The organism is Breznakia sp. PFB1-19, from assembly GCF_029893935.1.
GTDB lineage: Bacteria > Bacillota_I > Bacilli_A > Erysipelotrichales > Erysipelotrichaceae > Breznakia > Breznakia blatticola.
This window is the reverse complement of the sequence record NZ_JARXXJ010000007.1, coordinates 46907-69457: the sequence shown is the minus strand read 5'-3', so window position 1 is coordinate 69457 and position 22551 is coordinate 46907. Positions and strand designations below refer to the sequence as shown.

At 33.7% G+C, this 22551-nt stretch carries 23 protein-coding genes and 1 other annotated feature; of the genes, 21 read left to right on the top strand and 2 right to left on the bottom strand.

Annotated features, from left to right (window positions below; genetic code table 11):
* The first annotated feature begins 72 nt into the window (after nt 1-72).
* Complete coding sequence (locus M2098_RS05130) at nt 73-774, top strand: TIGR00266 family protein (protein ID WP_280682135.1); 702 nt, start codon at nt 73-75, stop codon at nt 772-774.
* Between the two features lie 38 nt (nt 775-812).
* On the opposite strand, the gene gpmA is transcribed toward M2098_RS05130, so the two are convergent.
* The gene (gene gpmA / locus M2098_RS05125) at nt 813-1559 is read right to left on the bottom strand and encodes a 2,3-diphosphoglycerate-dependent phosphoglycerate mutase (protein ID WP_280682133.1); all 747 of its coding nucleotides are present in this window, start codon (nt 1557-1559) and stop codon (nt 813-815) included.
* 203 nt (nt 1560-1762) lie between these two features.
* On the opposite strand from gpmA, the gene dnaE reads away from it, so the two are divergent.
* Together dnaE and M2098_RS05115 are read left to right on the top strand one after the other, a co-directional pair.
* On the top strand, nt 1763-4825 hold the full coding sequence (gene dnaE, locus M2098_RS05120; protein WP_280682132.1) for a DNA polymerase III subunit alpha: 3063 nt from the start codon (nt 1763-1765) through the stop codon (nt 4823-4825).
* A complete protein-coding gene (locus M2098_RS05115) occupies nt 4826-5272 on the top strand; it encodes a flavodoxin domain-containing protein (protein ID WP_280682130.1) in 447 nt (148 codons plus the stop codon).
* A gap of 258 nt (nt 5273-5530) precedes the next feature.
* Here M2098_RS05115 and M2098_RS05110 read toward each other — a convergent pair whose 3' ends face one another.
* Nucleotides 5531-6613: a hypothetical protein gene (locus M2098_RS05110; RefSeq protein ID WP_280682128.1), complete on the bottom strand. Its 1083-nt coding sequence runs from the start codon at nt 6611-6613 to the stop codon at nt 5531-5533.
* Between the two features lie 303 nt (nt 6614-6916).
* On the opposite strand from M2098_RS05110, the gene M2098_RS05105 reads away from it, so the two are divergent.
* The 18 genes from M2098_RS05105 to recO all read left to right on the top strand — a co-directional run bounded on the left by M2098_RS05105 (nt 6917) and on the right by recO (nt 22516).
* Nucleotides 6917-7852 (top strand): D-alanyl-D-alanine carboxypeptidase, encoded by a 936-nt coding sequence (locus M2098_RS05105; protein ID WP_280682126.1) that lies wholly within the window; start codon nt 6917-6919, stop codon nt 7850-7852.
* A gap of 92 nt (nt 7853-7944) precedes the next feature.
* Nucleotides 7945-8637 (top strand): response regulator transcription factor, encoded by a 693-nt coding sequence (locus M2098_RS05100; protein WP_280682124.1) that lies wholly within the window; start codon nt 7945-7947, stop codon nt 8635-8637.
* A gap of 12 nt (nt 8638-8649) precedes the next feature.
* On the top strand, nt 8650-10788 hold the full coding sequence (locus M2098_RS05095; RefSeq protein WP_280682122.1) for a HAMP domain-containing sensor histidine kinase: 2139 nt from the start codon (nt 8650-8652) through the stop codon (nt 10786-10788).
* Nucleotides 10789-10885: 97 nt separating this feature from the next.
* The gene (locus M2098_RS05090) at nt 10886-11584 is read left to right on the top strand and encodes a YoaK family protein (RefSeq protein WP_280682120.1); all 699 of its coding nucleotides are present in this window, start codon (nt 10886-10888) and stop codon (nt 11582-11584) included.
* Nucleotides 11581-12009 carry an NUDIX hydrolase gene (locus M2098_RS05085; RefSeq protein ID WP_280682118.1) on the top strand — a complete coding sequence of 143 codons (429 nt, stop codon included), beginning with the start codon at nt 11581-11583 and terminating at the stop codon, nt 12007-12009. Before M2098_RS05090 ends, M2098_RS05085 begins: the two co-directional genes overlap by 4 nt.
* Nucleotides 12010-12043: 34 nt before the next feature.
* On the top strand, nt 12044-12397 hold the full coding sequence (locus M2098_RS05080; RefSeq protein ID WP_280682116.1) for a DUF2185 domain-containing protein: 354 nt from the start codon (nt 12044-12046) through the stop codon (nt 12395-12397).
* A 48-nt stretch (nt 12398-12445) separates the two neighbouring features.
* A complete protein-coding gene (locus M2098_RS05075; protein ID WP_280682114.1) occupies nt 12446-14188 on the top strand; it encodes an Hsp70 family protein in 1743 nt (580 codons plus the stop codon).
* Nucleotides 14185-15510 carry a J domain-containing protein gene (locus M2098_RS05070; RefSeq protein ID WP_280682112.1) on the top strand — a complete coding sequence of 442 codons (1326 nt, stop codon included), beginning with the start codon at nt 14185-14187 and terminating at the stop codon, nt 15508-15510. Before M2098_RS05075 ends, M2098_RS05070 begins: the two co-directional genes overlap by 4 nt.
* 306 nt (nt 15511-15816) lie before the next feature.
* Nucleotides 15817-15891, top strand: a sequence feature (ribosomal protein L21 leader region).
* Between the two features lie 12 nt (nt 15892-15903).
* A complete protein-coding gene (gene rplU, locus M2098_RS05065; RefSeq protein ID WP_134170542.1) occupies nt 15904-16215 on the top strand; it encodes a 50S ribosomal protein L21 in 312 nt (103 codons plus the stop codon).
* Nucleotides 16216-16218: 3 nt separating this feature from the next.
* Nucleotides 16219-16533, top strand: coding sequence for a ribosomal-processing cysteine protease Prp (locus M2098_RS05060; protein WP_134170544.1), 315 nt, complete (start codon nt 16219-16221; stop codon nt 16531-16533).
* Between the two features lie 5 nt (nt 16534-16538).
* Nucleotides 16539-16823: a 50S ribosomal protein L27 gene (gene rpmA / locus M2098_RS05055; RefSeq protein ID WP_134170560.1), complete on the top strand. Its 285-nt coding sequence runs from the start codon at nt 16539-16541 to the stop codon at nt 16821-16823.
* Nucleotides 16824-16882: 59 nt separating this feature from the next.
* Nucleotides 16883-18166, top strand: a complete 1284-nt coding sequence (gene obgE, locus M2098_RS05050) for a GTPase ObgE (protein WP_280682108.1) — start codon at nt 16883-16885, stop codon at nt 18164-18166.
* Between the two features lie 108 nt (nt 18167-18274).
* A complete protein-coding gene (locus M2098_RS05045; protein WP_280682106.1) occupies nt 18275-19633 on the top strand; it encodes an MATE family efflux transporter in 1359 nt (452 codons plus the stop codon).
* Between the two features lie 104 nt (nt 19634-19737).
* Complete coding sequence (ybeY, locus tag M2098_RS05040) at nt 19738-20187, top strand: rRNA maturation RNase YbeY (RefSeq protein ID WP_280682104.1); 450 nt, start codon at nt 19738-19740, stop codon at nt 20185-20187.
* The gene (locus tag M2098_RS05035) at nt 20168-20509 is read left to right on the top strand and encodes a diacylglycerol kinase family protein (protein ID WP_280682102.1); all 342 of its coding nucleotides are present in this window, start codon (nt 20168-20170) and stop codon (nt 20507-20509) included. Before ybeY ends, M2098_RS05035 begins: the two co-directional genes overlap by 20 nt.
* Nucleotides 20510-20896: a cytidine deaminase gene (cdd, locus tag M2098_RS05030; RefSeq protein WP_134170552.1), complete on the top strand. Its 387-nt coding sequence runs from the start codon at nt 20510-20512 to the stop codon at nt 20894-20896. It abuts the gene before it with no gap.
* A complete protein-coding gene (gene era / locus M2098_RS05025) occupies nt 20896-21789 on the top strand; it encodes a GTPase Era (protein ID WP_280682099.1) in 894 nt (297 codons plus the stop codon). Before cdd ends, era begins: the two co-directional genes overlap by 1 nt.
* Nucleotides 21782-22516, top strand: a complete 735-nt coding sequence (gene recO / locus M2098_RS05020) for a DNA repair protein RecO (protein ID WP_280682098.1) — start codon at nt 21782-21784, stop codon at nt 22514-22516. Before era ends, recO begins: the two co-directional genes overlap by 8 nt.
* The last annotated feature ends 35 nt before the right edge of the window (nt 22517-22551 follow it).

Genomic DNA, 22551 nt, shown 5'->3' with positions numbered 1-22551 from the left:
GTGCTGTGGGGTATTTTTATAGGAATTGCTAAGTGAGTATGCTATGATTATTTCGATAAGGAGACATGCAAAATGAAATATACAAAAACAAGTAGTACAGCTTTTCCTTTAGTTGAAATTCAACTACAAGCAAATGAAGTGGTTCGCATTGAGCGAGGTGCGATGGCATATCATAATGGAAAAGTGAATTTAGAAGGAAAGATGAATTCGAATGGTTCGACGGGTATTGGTGGTTTATTAAAAGCCGTTGGCCGTAGTGTTGTAAGTGGGGAAAGTATGTTTATTACAACGGTCACTGGACTTGCTGATGATGCAAAAATTGGAATTGCACCAAATGCACCTGGTGAAATTCGTGAAATTCAAGTTAGTGGACAAAATCAATGGAGACTAAATGACTCGGCATTCTTTGCTTGTGATGAAGGTGTTTCTTATGATATGGAACGTCAAAGCTTTGGTAAGGCAGTCTTTGGTCGTACCGGTGGATTCTTTGTTATGACTACAAAAGGGGAAGGATCTATGCTGATTTCTTCATATGGAGATATCCTAGAATTTGAACTTGATGGAACACAACCATTTGTTGTAGATAACTCACATGTTGTTGCTTGGAATACATCGTTAAATTATGAAATTAAAGTTGCTTCTGGAACATTTGGATTTAAAAGTGGAGAAGGGCTTGTTAACGAGTTTAATGGTGTAGGAAAAGTACTTGTTCAAACACGTAATATTGAAGCACTAGCATCTATTATTGATCCATATATTGTAAAAGGAAACTAATAAAAAAAGACATCGTGAGATGTCTTTTCATTTACATATTATGCTTTTGCTTTCCCTTGATTTGCGACTGCTTCCATTTTTGCTTTCAATGCATCTTGGTCTCCTAGATAGTATTTGTTTATTACCTTGAAGTTTTCATCAAATTCATAGACAAGAGGAACCCCAGTCGGAATATTTACATTTACGATTTCATCATCTGACATATGATCTAGATATTTTACCAATGCACGCAGTGAGTTACCATGTGCAGCAATTAATACACGTTTTCCAGCTTTCATTTGGGGAACAATTTCTGCTTCGTAATAAGGGATTACACGTTCAATAGTTGTTGCTAAACTTTCAGTAAGTGGTAGTTCAGCTTTGTTTTCATAACGATATTGTTCCTGAAGTGCAGGGTTTCTTGTGTCAGTTGCTTCTAAAGCAGGTGGTGGTGTCCCGAACGAACGACGCCATATTTTAACTTGATCTTCACCATATTTTTCAGCAGTTTCTGCTTTGTTTAATCCTTGTAGTGCACCATAGTGACGTTCATTTAACTTCCATGATTTGTATACAGGTAACCATTCACGATCCAATTGTTCAAGTACATAATTCAATGTATGAATGGCACGTTTTAAATATGATGTATAGGCAACATCGAAATCATAACCAGCTTCTTTTAGTAGTTTACCACCATTTTTGGCTTCTTCAATACCTGTTGGAGATAAATCAACATCTGTCCAACCAGTAAATAAATTTTCTTTGTTCCAAACACTTTCTCCGTGTCGTACTAATACTAATTTCATATATACCTCCTGTTAAGTTATATATAGTTAACTTTTAATTATTATACGTCACTTGTCTGAATTACTCAAGTAATATACATGGAAATGTTTATATTGTATTTCTTATATCTAGATTGGTGTCATTTTTTTGTGACTTGTATTTCATTTCAAATCTATTATGTATACAAATATGCTATACTTATACAGAAAGAAGGGGTGTTGTTGTGGCTGTACATTTACATACACGTAGTTGTTATACACTACTTGAAAGTACATTGAAAATTCAAGACATTGTCGCACTAGCCAAAGCAGAACAAATGGATGCAATTGCCTTATGTGATTGTAATGTAATGCATGGTGCAATGGCGTTTTTTCATGCTTGCACGAAAGCGAACATTAAACCAATTTTCGGTTTGGAATTTGAAGTACTTATCAATGAACAACACATCCAGTTACTTGCTTATGCAAAAACAGATATTGGATTTCAATCTTTGTTGGCTTTATCCTCACATATTAATACAGTGGATGAACCACTAACTGTTGAAACAGTGCGCAGTTTTGATCGTGATCTAATTATTTGTAGTGCAGGTAACAATGATGATTTACGCAAGTTAAATAGCTATGAAGATAAAAGTGAATTAGAAGAAATATTAAAACTTTTCAAACATAGTTTTGTTGAATTTTATATTGCGATTGCAATGAATGATTCTTTGTTTTTAAAGAAACAAAATGAAGTGTTGAAAAATATTGCGCGTCGTTTAAAGATTGATACATTCGCTTTATCAAAAATATATTATGCAAAAAAAGAGGACTTTGAAGCATATCAGGTTGTAAATGCAATTGGTCAACAACGTACGATATACGATAAAACACTTAGCATCGAACAAGATCGCTATTTCCGCTCAAGTCAGGAAATGGAACGATTATATGATGTTGATGATTTACTCAAAGCAGAAGAAATTGCTGCATCATGTAATGTGAAGATGAATTTTCCTAAAGCAAGTTTACCTGTGTATGAGAATAATAAGCAGGTAGATTCAGCAACATATCTTCGTGAATTATGTCGCTTAGGTTTACAAAAGCGTAGAAATAATCAAGTTAGTCAAAAGTATGTGGAACGCTTGCATCATGAACTAGATGTTATTGAGCGAATGGGGTTTGCTGATTACTTTTTAATTGTCTACGATTTTGTACGCTATGCGAAAATGCAAGGTATATATGTCGGACCTGGAAGAGGTAGTGCAGCTGGTTCACTGGTGTCGTATTGCTTAGGAATTACTGAAGTTGATCCATTAACATATGGATTACTGTTTGAACGTTTCTTAAATCCAGAACGTATTTCTATGCCAGATATCGATATTGATTTTCCAGATAATAAAAGAGATGAAGTGATTGCTTATGTTGCTAAACGTTATGGAAAAGAACGGGTAGCCCATATTACAACCTATGGAACCCTTGCCACAAAACAAGTTCTACGAGACGTAGGGCGTGTTTTAGCAATCCCCTTAAGTGATGTGGATATGTTATGTAAAATGGTGCCAAACGTACTTAAAATAAATCTAGATACGGTATATGCACAAAATAAGAAGTTCGCTCAAGTTATTCAAGCGAAAAAGGAATTTCGACGTTTATTTGCAATTGCACGAAAACTTGAGGGACTTCCTCGACATACCTCGACCCATGCTGGTGGGATTGTTTTAAGTGATAAACCCATTTCAAGTGTATGTCCATTAATTGCGGTGGAAGAAGATTTATACTCAACACAGTATTCTATGGAATATCTAGAGGAACTGGGACTAATAAAAATTGATTTCTTAGGATTAAGAAACCTTACAATTATCGATGAGGTTGTTGCACATATTAAAGAACATGGGCATGATTTAGATATCAAATCCATTCCACTTGATGATAAAGAAACATTCCAACTTCTACAAGCTGTAGATACTGTTGGTGTTTTTCAATTGGAAAGTGAAGGGATGAAAAGTTTATTACACAAAATGCAAGTAAAAAACTTTGAGGAAATTGCAGCAACGATTGCTTTATTTAGACCAGGACCAATGGAGAATATTCCATTGTATTTAGAAAATCGTCAACACCCAGAATCTATTGATTATATCGATGCAACGATACAACCAATCTTAGAGAATACGTATGGGGTTATGATTTACCAGGAACAAATTATGCAAATCACTCAAGTTATGGCAGGTTTTTCACTTGGAAAAGCGGATATTCTTCGAAAAGCGATATCAAAGAAGATTCCAGGAGAATTAGAAAAACTAGAGAAAGACTTTATTGATGGATCTTTACGTAAAGGATATAGTGAAAAGGTTGCACATAAGGTATATGATTCAATCTTGAAGTTTGCTGGATATGGATTTAATCGTTCACACTCTATTGCATATGGACTTATTGCATACCAAATGGCATATTTAAAAGCAAGATATCCACTTTCATTCTTTACATCTTTACTAAATAGTATGATTGGTTCAGAGACAAAAAGTAGTGAATATATCTTTGAAGCTAAAAAGCGTGGAATCAAAATATTACCGCCAAGTGTAAACACATCAACATCTACCTATGAAATTGAACAAGAATGTATTCGTTTTCCATTGTTGGGAATTAAGAATATTGGTCGTGCAAACTGTGAAGCACTCTTACAAGAACGTGCAAAAAATGGTGTGTATACAGATTTCTTTGACTTTGTTGCTCGCATTTCAACAGTGAAATTTTCTAGTAAGGCAATAGAGAGTTTAATTGATGCAGGAGCACTTGATGATTTTCAAGAAACAAGAGCATCATTACGTGCAACCTTACCAGATGCCCTGCGGTATGCTTCACTAGTTAAAGTTGATGAGATTGAACAACAGTTAGATTTAACTCTTGTATCAAAGCCACCAATGGTTGTGATGCGTGATTTTCTAGGAGATCGTTCACGTAAAGAGAAAGAAGTGCTTGGTTTCTATTTAAGCGAACACCCAATCACCCAAATTCGATCACGCTATGCACAAGATGTAAAAGGACTCATTGAACTTGCACACATAAAGGGATATGTGAAAACGATTGGCTTTATCGAACATACAAAACAACATCGTACAAAGAATGGACAAATCATGATGTTTGTTGTGATCAGTGATGAAACAAGCAAGTTTGATTTAGCTATATTTCCAAAAGAATATCAAATTTATCAAGATATTCTAGAACGTGGAAATTATGTATATGTAGAAGGGTTTATTAAAGATCGTCCATCGATAGCAGTTAATAAGTTGCAGAAAGTTGAGGCTGAGTAAATGAAAGTTTGTATAATCTATGTATCTTTTCATCATCAAAATACAAAGAAGTTAGTACAAGCTGTCGCTTCTCACTTTGCTTTTGACTGTTTTGAGTTAAAGGAAGCACAATCACTAGATTTACGTGCATATGATATGATTGGGTTTGCTTCAGGTATCTTTTATGGAAAGATGAATATACAACTAACAAATTTTATTGCAGATAAACATGAAGACATCAAACAAGCATTTGTGATGTTTACATGTGGAATGAAGCGAAAATCATATACGCAAATGATAAAACAATTTTTCGAACTTTGTGAAATCCCACTGCTAGGCATATATGGCAGTCGAGGACATGACACATTTGGACCCTTTAAATATATTGGAGGAATTGCTAGAAACCATCCAAACGATAAAGATATTGAAAAAGCATATACATTCATACAAGAAATTACGTCTAGGTAGAAATGCTTGTGCTTTAAGCAATGGAGACCTTACAGCGATGGTTTATAACATCTTAAACAATGCAAAAGAGGATTCGAGTTTAGTACTCATCATCTTAGTGAGATTTGTTTTTTGGTGAATAGGTACATAAAAGGTACTTTCTATTACTGTATTGCGAAAGTTTAACTGCAAATTTCATATACAGTAAAGAAAGTACTTAGTTTAGTTTTATTTTCTTATATTGTTTTTTAGTGATAGAGGGTTGTTTTCTATCACTTTTTATTCTTGATGATTTACGAAAATATTTGATTTATATGTATATGTATTCTTAGATTGACACTCTAATTGAATTTCATTATTCTTTTTGAAGTTATTATCAATGTCGTAAGTGATCAGTTTATCTTCTGCTGTCAATACTATTAGAGTATTGTTGTTAATATCTGTTTTTCTAATTGTACATTTTAGATCATAGCTTCTAATTTGTTCTGTTTCAAGGTCATAAACACTAACCATACTTCCGTTTGGTTCTAGTATACTGGTGTGAGATATAATAAGAGAACCTTTATATTCAAAAACATCATCAGGTGTTTTATGCGGAAGCGTAACTGTTTTTATATCATAAGAGATTAAATCAAGTGTCAAGAGTTGATCATCATCTTCACCATTTCTTTTGAATTGACTTGGAATAAACATTTTATTATTATAAATCATCGCTTTATGGACTCCACCACAATATTCAGAAAGATCAATGGTTTCGAGTAATTCTAAATTATTGTTATAAATGTGTATTCCGTTATGGTCTATCAATTCTCCATTTTTTTCGATTGAGTAATTATAAAATTCATATAGTTTATCCTTATCTACAACAAGTTGTGTGTTCATTGCACCTGCTTCTTCTAGTTTTACTTCTTTTATTTTCTTAGTTGCTTTATCAAAGCGTGTAATATAACACTCACCATTAAGATTGCTCCCAGCATATACATATTTTTCATCTGCTGTAGAACATAGAATATTTACGCGATCAATTGGGTATTCTGTAAATTCTTGATTTTCTACATTTAAACTTACAACCTTCTTTGCATCTGCTTTCTTCATTAGACCTAAGGGAACAAGCAATACACTATTATCTAAATATACAGGGTTATCCCAAGTAGATGATAGGTCTGCATAATCATAATACTTAGTTCCTAATTCATTCAAAGACTCATCATAAAAAGTAATGCTACTATCTTCTTTTGCTTGTGTGGTTTCTATGACTCCTACAAAAAAATCACTTGATATATTATCGTCATTGTTTTGTTGTTGACATCCAACTAAAGACAAAGAAAATAAAATAATGATTAAGAAAATTTTTGTTTTCATAACTTGTTTTCTCCTCTAAAAATTGAAGGATACATATATATGGTCTTTCAATTTTTCTTGTCTTTCTGTAAATTAATATTGTTTTTGATGTGTTTGCTAAGGCTTGTTTACTTTATATATAGATTAACTATATGCATAGTTTTTGTCAATGATACGTTGGATTGTTATATAAATATAAAATATACATTTGGTCTTGCTAACACAATGCTTAGATTTTTCTTTTGTATTTCTTTAGAATTTCTACCACTTGGATTTAAGAATTATTGCATATGATAGATACAGATAAGGAATAGGTATGAATATATGAGACGAAAGAAAAAAAAACATCGTTTGCTATCGATTACGTGTTTTCTATTTAGTGTGTTATTAGTCACGACACTAATGACTAACCAACTACCACAGAAATTAATTAATGCTATTTCAAATCAGGAACTAGAAGGTGGCAGGCAAAAACAAACATTGGAATTATTAGATGGTTTACAAAGTTCAAATGCAACACTTGTGAGACTTGACAATGATACACCAATAGAAAGTAAAGACGGAGATCATCGAGTGTATCCAGCATCGCTAACAAAAATTATGACTTTGCTTGTCGGATTGGAAGAGATTAATGACTTTCAGGCAACAACTAAAATAGCTCCATATACGATTGAATACATACAAAAGATGAATGCAAGTGTCGCAGGGTTTCAAGCACATGAAGAAGTAAGAGTTTTAGATTTGCTTTATGGTTTGCAACTCGCTTCAGGAGCAGAATGTGCACTTACTATTAGTGAATATGTTGCAGGTACAGAAGAACATTTTGTCGATAAAATGAATGTAAAAGCTAAGAAATTGCAACTAGAGAACACCCATTTTACAAACTGTACTGGTTTGGATGATCCCAATCAATATACATCTGCAAATGATATCGCAAAACTACTACGATATGCCTTAAATAATCAAGATTTTCGTTTTATCTTTACAAGCTACGTATATCAAAGTACACCAAGTGATGTTCATCCGAAAGGAATATTGATTAGTAGTACACTCTCACAAAAACTACAGGATATGCAAATTGGCAATGAGACAATCCTAGGTGGAAAAACAGGCACAACAGACAATGCAGGCTTATGTTTGGCATCACTGTTAAGAGTAAATAATCAAGAATATGTACTTGTGACATTAGGTGCACCATATACAAATGATGATATGTATGGAAATGTGATGGATGCAATTTCTGTTGTAAATCGCTTATAAATACAAATCTTTAGAAATTCTTTAGAAAAGTTTTCTATTCAGTAGGCAAGAAATCCCTTATAATTAAGGACGAGAGAAGTGGGGGATGATTTATGAAGCATACGGTACTCATTGTTGAAGATGAAAGGGAAATTGCAAATGCAATAGCTATTTATTTAGAAAATCAAGGATATGATGTTCTAAAAGCAGAAAATGGAAAGAAAGGTCTTCAACTATTAGCAGAACATTCTGTATCATTGGCTATCGTAGATGTCATGATGCCAGTAATGGATGGAATTACAATGATTATGAAAGTACGTGAATCGTATGATCTTCCAATTATTGTGCTAAGTGCAAAAAGTGAAGATATAGATAAAATTACTGGTTTAAATATTGGTGCAGATGACTATGTCACAAAACCATTTATTCCAATGGAATTAATTGCACGCGTGCAAGCGCAAATCCGTCGTTATTATCGATATCAAAAACATCAAGAAGAAACATTTCACGGGTATCGTGTTGGAGGTTTAGAACTTCATACAGATACGAAAAACTTCTTTGTTGATGGAGAAATCGTCCGATTAACCCCATTAGAAATGCAAATCATGGAACTTTTTATGAAACATCCAAATGTTGTGTTTTCTAGTGAACAAATCTATGAATCGATTTGGAAAGAAGAAGCCATAAGTACGGAAACTGTAATGGTACATATTCGTAACTTACGTGAAAAGATCGAAATAAACCCTAAAGAACCACGATATATAAAAGTTGTATGGGGGATTGGCTATAAACTAGAAAAATCGTAGAAGGAGAAATCTATGAAAAAAATAAAAGCAATACTATTCATTTCAATTATCTTGTGTAGTATTTTATATGTTGCACAGTTCCCAGGTATCGCTCAAAAAGTTGGTGAGGAAAGTAATGAGTATTCAATAATCTCAGTAAGTAATCAATTACTAGGTAGTGAATATGCATTCAAGGAAAAATTAAATCCCAACGAAAGTGAAAAGCCTGTATGGTTAGAAAAAACTGGTTCTATCGGTTTAGAAGATACAAATGTTGCAGCAGTCGAGAAGTTCATGTTAGCTGAAGAACTATCTAGATTTGAAACAGATGCATTTGTGAAAGTGCAAGCCATCGATTTAGAAACACAAGAACGCTATACAAATAGTGAAAAGTACAACTTCAAAAATGTGAAACAGATGGATAAACAATCAAGACTGGATTATACTGCAGTAAAACTTACGTTTGATGAAGATGGAGAATTAACCATTATTGGTGAGTTTCCTTCATCTAATGTTGCGAGTCATATTCTAAACACATTTGAATATAGTCGAATGGATGCTAAATCTTCGTTATTTAATGAGCATTTATATGAATATAGTCAGTATCAAAGCTATGATGATTTCCAAATCGTCACAAATAACTATTCAATGAAGCCGGTTACAAATCTTGAAGTGACATATATTATACCTAATGATCTCACATCACAGTATATTGATGGGAGAATTAGTGGATATGATTGGACAAGTAAATGGAATGATGTGTATCTATTTAATGGAAGTGGATCTCATTCAATGTATATATTGTATGGCTTCATAGCTTGTGGAGTTGTTGCATTAATCATGCTATTTTTACCAGAAAGAAAAGTAGGTCAAATCCAACCATATAAAGCCATAAAAAAAGTACCACTCGAACTTATTGGAGGAAGTTTTCTAATACTTATGACATTCATACTTGTCGCACTATCTGAATGCACGACAAGTATGTTGCAAGGTTCATATGCGCAGGTAATATTGCCAGATAATCGAGTATTGTATTATGCGATATGCTTGGCGTTTAGTACAGCACTTATGTTTACTGTTTCGATGGTTGTGTATTTGCTAAAACATATATTGATGAATTTTACATCATATATGAAAGAAAGAAGTTATCTCGTTCGTTTTGTACGATGGGTATTCACATTATCGTTTACTCCAAAAGGATATATTACAATTGTTGGTATTTTCGTGATAAACTTAGTGATTTTGGTTTATGGATCTTCTGGATATTATCGAGCAAGAATGATTCCAGCAGTATTTCTATTCACCATATTTGCATTAATTATGATTCATGTATTTGATCGTATTTGGAAAAACTATAAAAAAGTATTGAATCAAAGTGAACGTGTATCACAAGGTGATTTTACAAGTACACCAATTGGCGATGTACAACCATTCAATGAAATTAGTGAACAACTTGCAAGTATCAATAACGGATTTAAAAAGGCAGTTGATGAGGAAGTAAAGTCACAGCGCATGAAAACTGAACTGATTACAAATGTGTCGCATGACTTAAAAACTCCATTAACTTCAATTATCTCGTATGTAGATTTACTCAAGAAGGAAGAATTGAGTGATACAACCAAAGAGTACGTAGAAGTGTTGGATCGTAACTCTATTCGTTTGAAACGTTTGATTGAAGATTTATTTGAAGTAAGTAAAGCAGAAAGTGGAAATGTTGAGCTTCATCTAGAAAAAATAGATATTGTGAATTTATTAAATCAAGTGCTTGTGGAAACAAAAGATGAAAGAGCAGAACAGTTAGATATTCGAATCACTTCATCAAACGAACATATTTATGCAAATCTAGATGCGAATAAAATGTATCGAGTATTTGAGAATTTACTGCAAAACATTTATAAGTATGCATTAGCACAAACACGTGTATATATCGATATAAAAGAAACAGATACTATTTCTATTGTCTTTAGAAATATCTCACAAATTGAATTAGATTTCGATGCACAACAATTAATGAATCGATTTGTCCAAGGAGATAGTTCAAGGAGTCAGGAAGGCTCTGGACTTGGCTTAGCTATTGTAAAAAGCTTTGTCGAATTACAAGGTGGAGAAATCAACATCGTAGTAGATGGAGATTTATTCAAAGTAGAACTTACATTTAAGAAGTTCGAATAAAAGGGTGAGACCGCTGGAGGTCTCACTTTTGTGTTCTGCGCACAGAAACTTGACCTAGCATGATGATGCGTTTACACTATATATGATGAAAAAAATCATGCAAAAACAACAATCAACAACGTCAATTGATGCACATGAACGCTTACTTGTAGGTGGTTTACTAGCAGTTGTCGGTGGGTATTTAGACGCATTTACTTACACTTGTCATGGTGGTGTGTTTGCTAATGCGCAAACAGGGAATATGGTGTTGCTTGCTGTTAATGTATTTGGTGCAGACGTGAAATCACCACTTAATTATATTGCACCAATTTTAGCTTTTGCTTTTGGTGTATTACTTAGTGAGTATTTACATCGAAAACGTCGATTCTTTGGTGTTTTGTTGTGGAGACAAGTTGTATTAGTAATTGAGATGCTTGTAGTATTCGTCATTGGTTTTCTGCCGATGACATTTCCTAGTCAAGTGATAAATGTTGCGATATCTTTAGTAGCAGCAATGCAAATGAATAGTTTTCGTAAAGTGTTAAATCTACCATATGCAACAACCGTTGCTACTGGTAATTTACGTTCGATGATGGAAAATGTCGCAAAAGTGGTATTCGATCATGATAAACAAGCAAGAGTTCATGTCTTTCATTATGGTGGTATTATTTTCATGTTTATCATAGGAGCAATTTTTGGTTTTCTTGCATCTAGAACATTGCAAAATAAAGCAATCTTTCTAACCATACCGATTTTTATATCTATATTGGTGATTATTCGTGATTATAAAAAGTATGAAGGAGCTAGTGAATTATGAGAAAGCAAATCGCAGTGAAAGCCTTAATTCAAAAGCAAAACGATTTTTTAGTTCTTCATAAAACGGTAGAAGAAGCAAAGTATGATGCATCTGACAGTTTATATGATTTACCAGGTGGACGCGTTGAAGTAAATGAAACGATGTACGATGCACTTATTCGCGAAGTGTTTGAAGAAACGGGTATTCAAATACAACAAAAACAAATAGAAAAAGAAGTAAACAAAGTGGATGTACAACGAAAAGATGGAACAAGTTTGCATGTGATTACCTATCTTGTGCATGTTAATACTGAGAAAATTACTTTGAGCAATGAACATGAAGCGTATATGTGGTTAAATAAGTCGAGTGATTTGTATTCGATTTTGCCTGAATATATACAATTATTGATGGAAAATGTTATATCTGATGATAGCAATCATGTGTAATACAATATGAGAGTAAATGAAGTGAGGTTAATGTATGTGTGCAGATGAAAAAATGTATAAAGATTTTGTAGTATCAAAAAACATTCTCGAAGGAAAACCAGTGGGGTATAGTTTACGTGAGAAAACAACAGATGATACCTTAAGTGGTTGGAATGTTTTATCTATTGAAGATGATGAAACATATGTTTCAAATCCTGATAATTTTACTATTGTGAAAGCAAGTGAAATAGCAAAACTACAACCATTACTACTTGAAATTTATGATAGTATATATGGTACAGAATTGAACTGGCTATATGATGAAGATGGTATGTTCAAAGGATTCTTTGATCTAGGTAGTAATCAGGAAGTTAGTATTGCTCAAGTACTGACAAAAGGAATGTTGTAAGACAAATAAGAAAAGTGTGTGTTATAAAAATTAGCTAAAGGGGGAAATATGGCTATTATAGGAATCGATTTAGGGACAACAAATAGTACAGCGGTTGTCTACAAAGAAGGAAAAGTGGAATTTATTCCGAATGCATTTGGAGAATATTTAACACCAAGTGTTGTTAGTAAAGATGGTGATTCAATCATTGTAGGGAAAATTGCCAAAGAACGATTGGTGCATCACGCAGATAAAACAGCTGCATTATTTAAACGTGAAATGGGAAATCAAACAATTATACGTTTAGGAAAGGATAAGTATACACCTGAAAAATTATCAGCTGTAGTCGTTCAACAACTCGTTGCCGATGCAGAAGCTTATCTACAAGAGAAAGTCGAAGAGATTGTTATTAGTGTTCCAGCATATTTTAATGCGAAGCAAAGACTTGCGACGAAAAAAATAGGTGACTTGCTTGGGATTAAAGTAGAACGTCTGATCAACGAACCATCGGCTGCTGCAATTGCATGTAGAGATCAAGAAGAAGATGAAACATTTATTGTTTTTGATTTTGGTGGTGGAACACTAGATGTATCGGTAGTTGATTGTTTTGCGAATGTTATTAATATTTGTGCGATTGCAGGAAATAATCAACTTGGTGGAAGTGATTTTGATATTGCGATTGCAAATACATTTATTCAACAATCAAAATTTCCAGCAAAAACAGTGAACGATTTTGTAGGTGCAAATAGAAATAGTTTATTGTATGAAGCAGAGCGTGTGAAACTTGCTTTGCAAGATCAAGACGAAGTATGGATGCGTTATCACTTTCATAAACGTACTTATGAATTACTTTTTACAAGAGATATGCTATATACCTGTGCAAAACCAATCTTTGAAAAACTAAAAACAGTAATTGGTACAGCGGTTAAAGATAGCGGATTTCATGCACCTGAATTTACAGGTGTAATCTTGGTTGGTGGTTCAAGTTATATGCCTGTTGTACAAGACTATCTTCGTGAACTGCTAGCAATACCGATTATGACAAGTCCTGATATGAATTTATTAGTTGCGAAAGGTTTGGGAACATATATTGCAATTAAAGAAAGAAAAGAAGAAGTGGCTTCATTAGTTGTAACAGATGTCTGTCCATTTTCTTTATCTACTGCAGTCGTAAGTGAAATTGATCCAAGTGTTCATCTAGCTGATGTACTTATTGAGAAAAACACAGTACTACCGACAAGTAAAAGTCTCCTTCTTTCACCAGCAAACCTGGGTCAAAAACATGTAAATATTCAAGTTTACCAAGGAGAATCGGCATATGCTAAGTATAATGTGTTATTAGGAACACGTCATGTCGATCTTCCTGTGAATTTTGATAGACCAGAGATGTTTACCTTAACCTATTCATATGACATTAATTCCATGTTGTTTGTTGAAGTGTTAGTACATTCAACGCAAGAGCGAAGTATTTTCCAAGTAGGGGAAAGTGATTACTTAGAAGATGTCACATCAAAACAAACGCTTGAACAAATCAAAGACATTTCGCTTAAGATTACACGGCAACCTGAAATTGATTTGTTAGAAGCACGTATTCTTCGTGTCTGCGAACAAACAAGTAAACAGAAAAGCAAACACTTGATTGAGTATTGGATGGAAACAGAGAAAGAATTGAAAAGTAATGGGCAATCGCTACGAAAGCAACATCAAATTATCGAGCAAGCACATCGTGTATTAGATATGTATGAAAAAGATAATGATTTGGATCGTTTGGATATATTCTCTGACGATGATTCGAAAGGATTTTTATCATGAGTTACTTTGATGATTGCTGGACAATACTTGAAATCGAACAGACCAACGATAAGAAAGTTATTAAATATGCCTATGCAAAATTATTGAAAAAATATCATCCTGAAGAAGCACCTGAACAATTTCAACGTATCCAACAGGCATATAAACAAGCTTTAGATTATGCAAATCAAACAGATGAACCAATAAGTTTGGAGCAACAAGATCACACGTCAATGACTGATACAAACCAAAGTGTTGATCATAAACCATCATCACATACGATGGAAAACCATGAAGAGAACTTACAACAACCGATTCATACTATTGAATTTATGGATATCGAGATTGAACAGAATCAAGATGTTGATAAAACAACAAACGAGAAATCAATTTTATTTGCTACAGATTTAAATGTTATGAATACAGATGCTGAGATTCATACTTCTATATTTAATAATACAAGTATTGATGAATCACAAGTGGTCACAAAAACCTATTTACTTCAGAAATTCGAACGAGATTTAGAACGTTCATTATCAAAAGATACAATTACGCTTTTCTTTATTGATTCTGATGTCCAAGTGTATATTAAGGATCCTACATTTGTAGAACAAGTTGAAGCCATTCTTGTCCGCAAATGTAAAAAGATGGATGAAGATATACTAGCATCAACACAGTCGTATGCAAATGCATATAAAATGAATAAGCTGTTACGTGCTATTGAGAAAAGAAAAAAGGGTGCTAAATTCAGTAAAATCAAAAAAGGTGCAGTTATTTATGTGCTTGTTATACTTTCATTTACACTACGTCCACTGCTAACGCATATAAAAAATGATAAACCAAAGGTAAATCAACAAGTAATTGAGAAATATAACCAGCTACAGGATGAACGATATGAAGACTTGTTGAATGAAAAAGCAAATGATGCGTATATTTCAATACGCAATATGGAAGCTACACGTTTTGGTTTACACTATGGTGAAAATGAAGATATTAATATGTTGTATGATGCAAATAATGAACTTGTTTTACAAGAACCAGTACTTCGATATAAAAGCAACAATGACAATGCAATGTTATTGCTAACTGAAAATGGTTGGAGTATATACTTTGAAGGAATTGCATATCCAACAAATTGGGAAGATGCAAGTTTTGTGACATTGCATATTGATGGTGTACAACAAGGAGTACTTCAAGCTATTATTGCAAAAGATGTAAATGGTTATGCAATATATGACATACAAGGAAGATTCATGTATCAAGATCAAAATGATTATGCTGAAACTGATACTTTTGATGTGTATGTTGAACAAGGAGAAATTGTTCGTGTTGAGTTAAATTAGAATTCAAAAACGGAGCATTTTATCGTGTTCTGTTTTCATATAAAAATAAAATTGTAATCCAATGCACAAATTGATGATCGTTAAACGGATGCTAAAAGTGGGAATAAACTTATAGGATACACAGAAGATGTAAAATGTTACATACCAGCAATTGATGCGGGATACTTCGTTGGCAATTGGACAAAGTATAACTAGTATTTAGTCGGTATTTAGGGTATAATACATAGGCAAAGAGTTGTAGAAATCTACGATTCTAATTGACTTTTGGATATGAATCATGTAACATATCAATGTTGTTAGCTTCTTCGTGGCTTACAACCGCTCTTCATAAGGTACATAAGTATGCGTGCATCACCTTATTTGGCGAGTCTTAACGAAAGAAGGAGGTATATTATGTACGCAATTATTGAAACAGGTGGAAAACAAATTAAAGTTGAAAAAGGACAATCTATTTTTGTTGAAAAATTAGATGTGACTGAAGGAGATAAAGTTACTTTTGATAAAGTAGTTTTAGTTTCTGATAAAACAACTAAAATCGGTACTCCATACGTAGAAGGTGCGAAAGTTCAAGCTACTGTTGAAAAACAAGGTAAAGCTAAGAAAATTATCGTTTACAAATACAAAGCGAAAAAAGGTTCTTCTCACCGTAAACAAGGTCACCGTCAACCATACACAAAATTAACTATCGATGCAATCGAAGGATAATTTATGGTAAAGGTAAAAATTGATACAAAAGCAGATCAAATTACACAAGTTGTAATTAAGGGTCATGCAGATAGTGCAGAACATGGACAAGATCTAGTCTGTGCAGGTGTATCAAGCATTGCAGTAGGTATATTAAATACATTACATGTAATGGATGAAAATGCATGTTCATTAGAAATGAATGATGCATTCATCAAAATTGTTGTTATAAACAATACAGAGACGGTGCAAACCGTTCTGAAAACACTATACATTCAACTTAAAACCATGGTTGAGAATTATAGTGCATATATTCAGATAACGAAAGAAGAGGTGTAATCATGATGAAATTCAGTTTAGATATTCAATTATTCGCATCTAAAAAGGGAGTTGGTTCGACAAAAAACGGTCGTGACTCTCAATCAAAAAGATTAGGTGCAAAACTGGCAGATGGACAACATGCAAACGCTGGAGCTATTATCTACCGTCAACGTGGGACAAAAATTCACCCAGGTAAAAACGTTGGACGTGGGGGAGATGACACATTATTTGCTACTATTAGCGGTGTTGTGAAATTCGAACGTTTAGGTAAAAAGAAAACTCAAGTTTCAGTTTATCCACAAGCATAGTTAAATATCCTCGCGCTAGTCGCGGGGATTTATTTTGTAAAGTAAAGTGAGGTACATATATGCAATTTATAGATAGAGTTAAAATTAAAGTCAAAGCTGGTGATGGTGGAAAGGGTATGTCTTCTTTTCGTCGTGAAAAATATGTGCCATTTGGTGGTCCTTCAGGTGGTGATGGTGGAAAAGGTGGAGACATCGTTTTCATGGTCGATGAAGGAAAATCAACACTTTTAGATTTACGTTACAATCGTAAAGTTGTTGCTCCTAATGGTGTAAATGGAAAAACCAAAAAGATGCATGGAGCAGTCGGTGAAGATGCAGTGATTAAAGTTCCATTAGGAACGATTGTTAAGGATGCAGAAACTGGACGTATTCTAGCGGATCTAACAAGAAAAAATCAACGTGCGATTATTTGTAAAGGTGGTAAAGGTGGACGTGGTAACTTCCGCTTTAAAACCAGTAAAAATACTGCACCTACATACGCTGAAAAAGGTGGACTAGGTGAAGTAAAAGATGTTGAAGTTGAATTAAAAGTATTAGCAGATGTTGGGTTGGTAGGATATCCTTCGGTTGGAAAATCAACACTACTATCTGTAGTAAGTGCTGCAAAACCAGAGATTGCAGACTATCACTTTACAACGATTCAACCAAACTTAGGAATGGTTCAAGTTCCAGACGGACGTAGTTTTGTTATGGCGGACTTACCAGGACTTATTGATGGTGCAGCTCAAGGGAAAGGGTTAGGACATCAATTTTTACGTCATATTGAACGTTGTCGTGTAATTATCCATGTTGTCGATATGGGCGCACAAGATGGTCGTGATCCAGTTCAAGATTATGCAAATATTAATAAAGAATTGGAAGAATACCAATATCGTTTATTGGAACGCCCACAAGTTGTAGTGGCAAACAAGATGGATTTAGATGATGCAGAAGCTAATTTAGTTCGTTTTAAGGAAGCATATCCTGATGTGGAAATTTATCCAACGATGACTGCTTTAGATGAAGGGTTAGAACCAATTATCTATAAAGCTGCTGATTTACTTGAAGTTACACCTGTTTTCCCATTATATGATGAGGAAGAGAAAAGTGAAGGTGTACTTTATAAATATGAAGGTGATAAACCTCCATTTAAAGTACATAATCTTGGAAATGGTCGTTGGAAACTTACAGGTGAAGAAATTGAAACAGCATTTGCAATGGCAACACTTGATACGGATGAAGGACAACAACGATTTGCTAGAAAGATGCGTGTTCTAGGCGTTGATTCTGCTTTACGTGAAGCAGGAGCAGCGGATGGAGATACCATCGAATTAGCAGAATTTGAATTTGAATTCGTAGAATAATAAACAAAGCATCTACCTATATTTGGGAAAGATGCTTTTTATATGAAAAATAGTTAGAATTTACGCTAATTTTTGATAGAATGTGTAGTGAATGATTTGGGGGGACATATGAGTAGAGTAAAGGATATGACAAGTGGTAGTCCACTGAGACTAATGGTATTGTTTGCCATACCACTAATATTAGGGAATTTGGGTCAACAATTATATATGATTGTGGATACGATTATTGTTGGCCAAGGAGTTGGTGTTGAAGCACTTGCTTCATTAGGTGCTACAGATTGGACGTATTGGTTGTTTTTGTGGATAGTACAAGCGATTACACAGGGATGTTCCATTCGTGTAACACAGGATTTTGGTTCAAAGGATTATAGTCAACTTCGTAAATCGATTACGATGTCGATTCGTATTTGTATATTTGTTACATTGATTGTAACAGTTGTAGGACTGATTTCAGGAAAACGATTATTGATTTTACTGCAAACACCTGAAAACTTAATGCAAGGTGCACTTACGTACTTCTATATTATGCTTGGTGGAATCGTAATAAGTGTATGTTATAACATGAGTGCAGCAATTCTTCGTTCATTTGGTGATGGAAAAACACCGTTGTTGGCAATGGGGATTGCAGCAATTGTGAATATTTTATTAGACTTATTATTTGTTATGGTGTTTCACTGGGGAATTGCAGGAGCTGCAATTGCAACACTAATTGCCCAAGCACTATCTTTCATCTATTGTTTGCATGTCTTACGAAAATTGGATTTCTTACAGTTTGATAAAAGTGATTGGATTGTAGATAACAAACGAATTCAAGAACTTGTGAAATTAGGAGCACCACTGATGTTTCAAAATATGGTTATTGCAGGAGGTGGAATGGTTTTACAATCTGTTATCAATAAATATGGAATTATATTTGTTGCTGGATTTACTGCAACCAACAAACTCTATGGTTTACTTGAAACATCGGCAATAAGTTTTGGTTATGCGACGACAACATACACTGCACAAAACTGGGGTGCTAAGAAAATTAAACGGATTGTAGATGGATTACGAACATCGACAATTTTATCACTTGTGCTTTCTGTAGTGGTTGGAATATTTTTGATTGTTGTTGGTCGTCAATTATTAACCTTGTTTATTGCGAGTGAAAGTTATGCAGATCAAGTGTTAGATGTTGCGTATAAATACTTGTTTATTATGTCGTTATTTTTACCAGCACTGTATTTACTGTATACATACCGTTGTACATTACAAGGATTGGGAAATACTGTAGCACCGATGATTTCTGGATTTATTGAGTTTTTCATGCGTGTGATTAGTGCGCTTGTATTTCCATTAGTGATTGGAAGTACTGGTATATTTTATGCAGAAGTCACTGCTTGGGTTGGTGCGATGATTTACTTGATGGTTAGTTGCTTGTCAAATGTAAAGCGAATTCAAGAAACAGTAGTTGAAAACGAATCATAAATGATGTAAAGAATTCTGTAGTCGATTGAGAAAACAGAATTCTTTTTAAATGAATATGTGTATCTATTTCTTTCAGTGATTTTAAATTGTGATATAATATCCACATGAGCGTACATATAGAAAATCAATATGATTTCACTTTCGAATTTGAAAAAGAATTTGATGAAATCTACAAAAAAACAAAAGAAGTGGTTCACAAACCTGAACACTATGTCGTTAGTGTAATTTTTGTGGATGATAAACAGATACATGAAATCAATCAATCGTATCGAAATATTGATCGACCAACGGATGTGATTAGTTTTGCCTTACTTGATGATCCTGATTTTTTACTTCCAGAAATGGATGAAATAGAATTAGGGGATATTTTTATTAGTATTGATACTTGTAAAAGACAAGCAGTTGAATACGGACATAGTTTTAAACGTGAACTTTGTTTTCTGTTTACGCATGGATTGTTGCACTTGTTTGGCTATGATCATATGAATGAAGAAGATGAAACAAAGATGTTTGCATTACAACGGGAGATTCTTGATGAAATTGTGGATAAATAAGTTTAAGAATGCCTTTCGCGGATTTGGCTTGCTTATTAGTGACTTTAGTGTAAGAATTCAGTTGGTGTTGTTACTAGTTGCATCTGTTTTTTTTATGATGTTAGGACTAGAAACATACGAATGGATTGCTGTTGTAATTTGCTTTGCTTTAGTGATTGTGGCAGAAATGATAAATACGGTGATTGAAAAAACATTAGATTACATACAACCTAACCAAGATCCAAAAATCCGTAATTTAAAAGATATGGGTGCAGGATTTGTATGGATGGCTTGTATGTTTGCGATTATTGTCGCATGTATTATTATTGGAGGAAAAATTTAAATGGAAAAGATTATTGAACAAACAAGAGAATATTTGAAAAATGCATACGTACCATATTCGAATTTTAGAGTAGCTGCTTGTGTGCAAACAAAAGATCAATTATACTTTGGTGCAAATATTGAAAATGCGAGTTATGGATTAAGTAACTGTGGAGAACGTAGTGCACTATTTTATGCATATTCTCATGGAGTTCGTAAAGAAGATATTCAAGCAATTTATGTTGTAACTACAGCGGATGTAATTACAACACCATGTGGAGCATGTCGTCAAGTTATGGCAGAGTTAATGCCACGCGATGCAAAAGTAATTCTTGCTAATGATGATGAAATTCAAACATACACAGTGGAAGGCTTACTTCCTCATGCTTTTGATGCGGAGAGTATGTAATGAGTTTTAAAAGCGGGTTTGTAGCGATTATTGGACGTCCAAATTCTGGAAAAAGTACATTGTTAAATGCACTGATGCAAACTAAATTAGCGATTGTTTCTGATAAACCGCAAACAACAAGAAATAATATACTCGGTATTTTAAATACAGATACTTATCAAGCAGTGTTTGTGGATACACCAGGAGTACATAAACCAAAAACAGCACTTGGTCGTTCGATGAATAAAGGTGTCTATTCTTCTATGCAAGATGCAGATGTTATGTACTTAGTTGTTGATGTGACAAAACCATATGGTACTGGTGATGAATTTTTATTAGAACGAATTAAAAATACACATGCTAAAGTATATCTTGTGTTAAATAAAGTGGATTTAGTTTCACGTGAACAACTAATTGAAACACATGTGACTTGGGCAAGTAAATTCGACTTCAAAGAAGTGATTCCTATTAGTGCAAAAAATAGCGATAACATTGATGAATTACTAAATGTGACAATTGCTGATCTACCAGAAGGTGTACAATTCTATCCAACGGATATGGTTAGTGATCGCTCAGATGATTTTCGAATCAAAGAAATCATTCGTGAAAAAGTGTTGTTTTATACACGTGAAGAAATTCCTCATGGAGTTGCGGTTGTTATCGAAAACAAAGAAGAAGAGGATGGCGTATTATACTTACAAGCTTTGATTATAGTCGAACGAAAAAGTCAAAAGGGAATCCTTATTGGGAAACAAGGAAGTATGATTAAAAACATTCGTTTAACTGCACAAAGAGAACTCAAACAATTACTTGGCAAAAAAGTAACACTCGAGCTATACGTACGAATTGAAGAAAACTGGCGCAATAAGGAAAGTAAACTAAACGAACTAGGGTATAAGGAGTACGATGAATAATACTTGTATTGGTATTATCTTAAATAATCGAGACTATAAAGATAATGATGCACTAGTCGATGTGCTTACACGAGAGTATGGGAAAATTACATTTGTAGCCCGTGGTGTAAGAAAGCACAACTCGAAAAATGCAACACCATGTTCCATTCTTAGAATTTCGCGATTTTATTTTGATTATAAGGAAACAAAAGGCTTACAAAATCTAAAGATTGCAGAACCGGTGAAAAATTTCTTTCATATTCAAGGTGATCTAGAAAAACAAGCCATTGGTTGTTTAATTCTAGAACTTATGGATACTTTACAGTTAGATGATGAACCTGCTTATACATTGTTGGAGAATACCTTACAGTATTTGGATTCAACAAAAAATCCATACCTTGTTTTGGGGTTATATCTTGCTGAACTTTGTCGTTTTATTGGGATTGAACCATTCGTAGATGGCTGTGTAAACTGCCAAAGTGAGCATCAAATTGTTGCAGTTAGTGTTAGTGATGGAGGATTTGTTTGTGCAAATTGTTACAATCCAAGCAAACACATAAAAAAAGATAAACAGCAGTTGCAAACATTTAGAATCTTGCATAAAGCAGTGATGGGTCAATTTCCAATCATTGAAGATAGTGTAAAACTTACATTTGCTGATTTAGAAGATACATTTACTTTCCTTAGGGAATACAGTGGAATTCGAATGAAAGGATATAAGTTTTTAAAAGAAATTGCAGAAATGTAGTAAAAAGTGAAGCGATTCACTTTTTTTGCTATGCA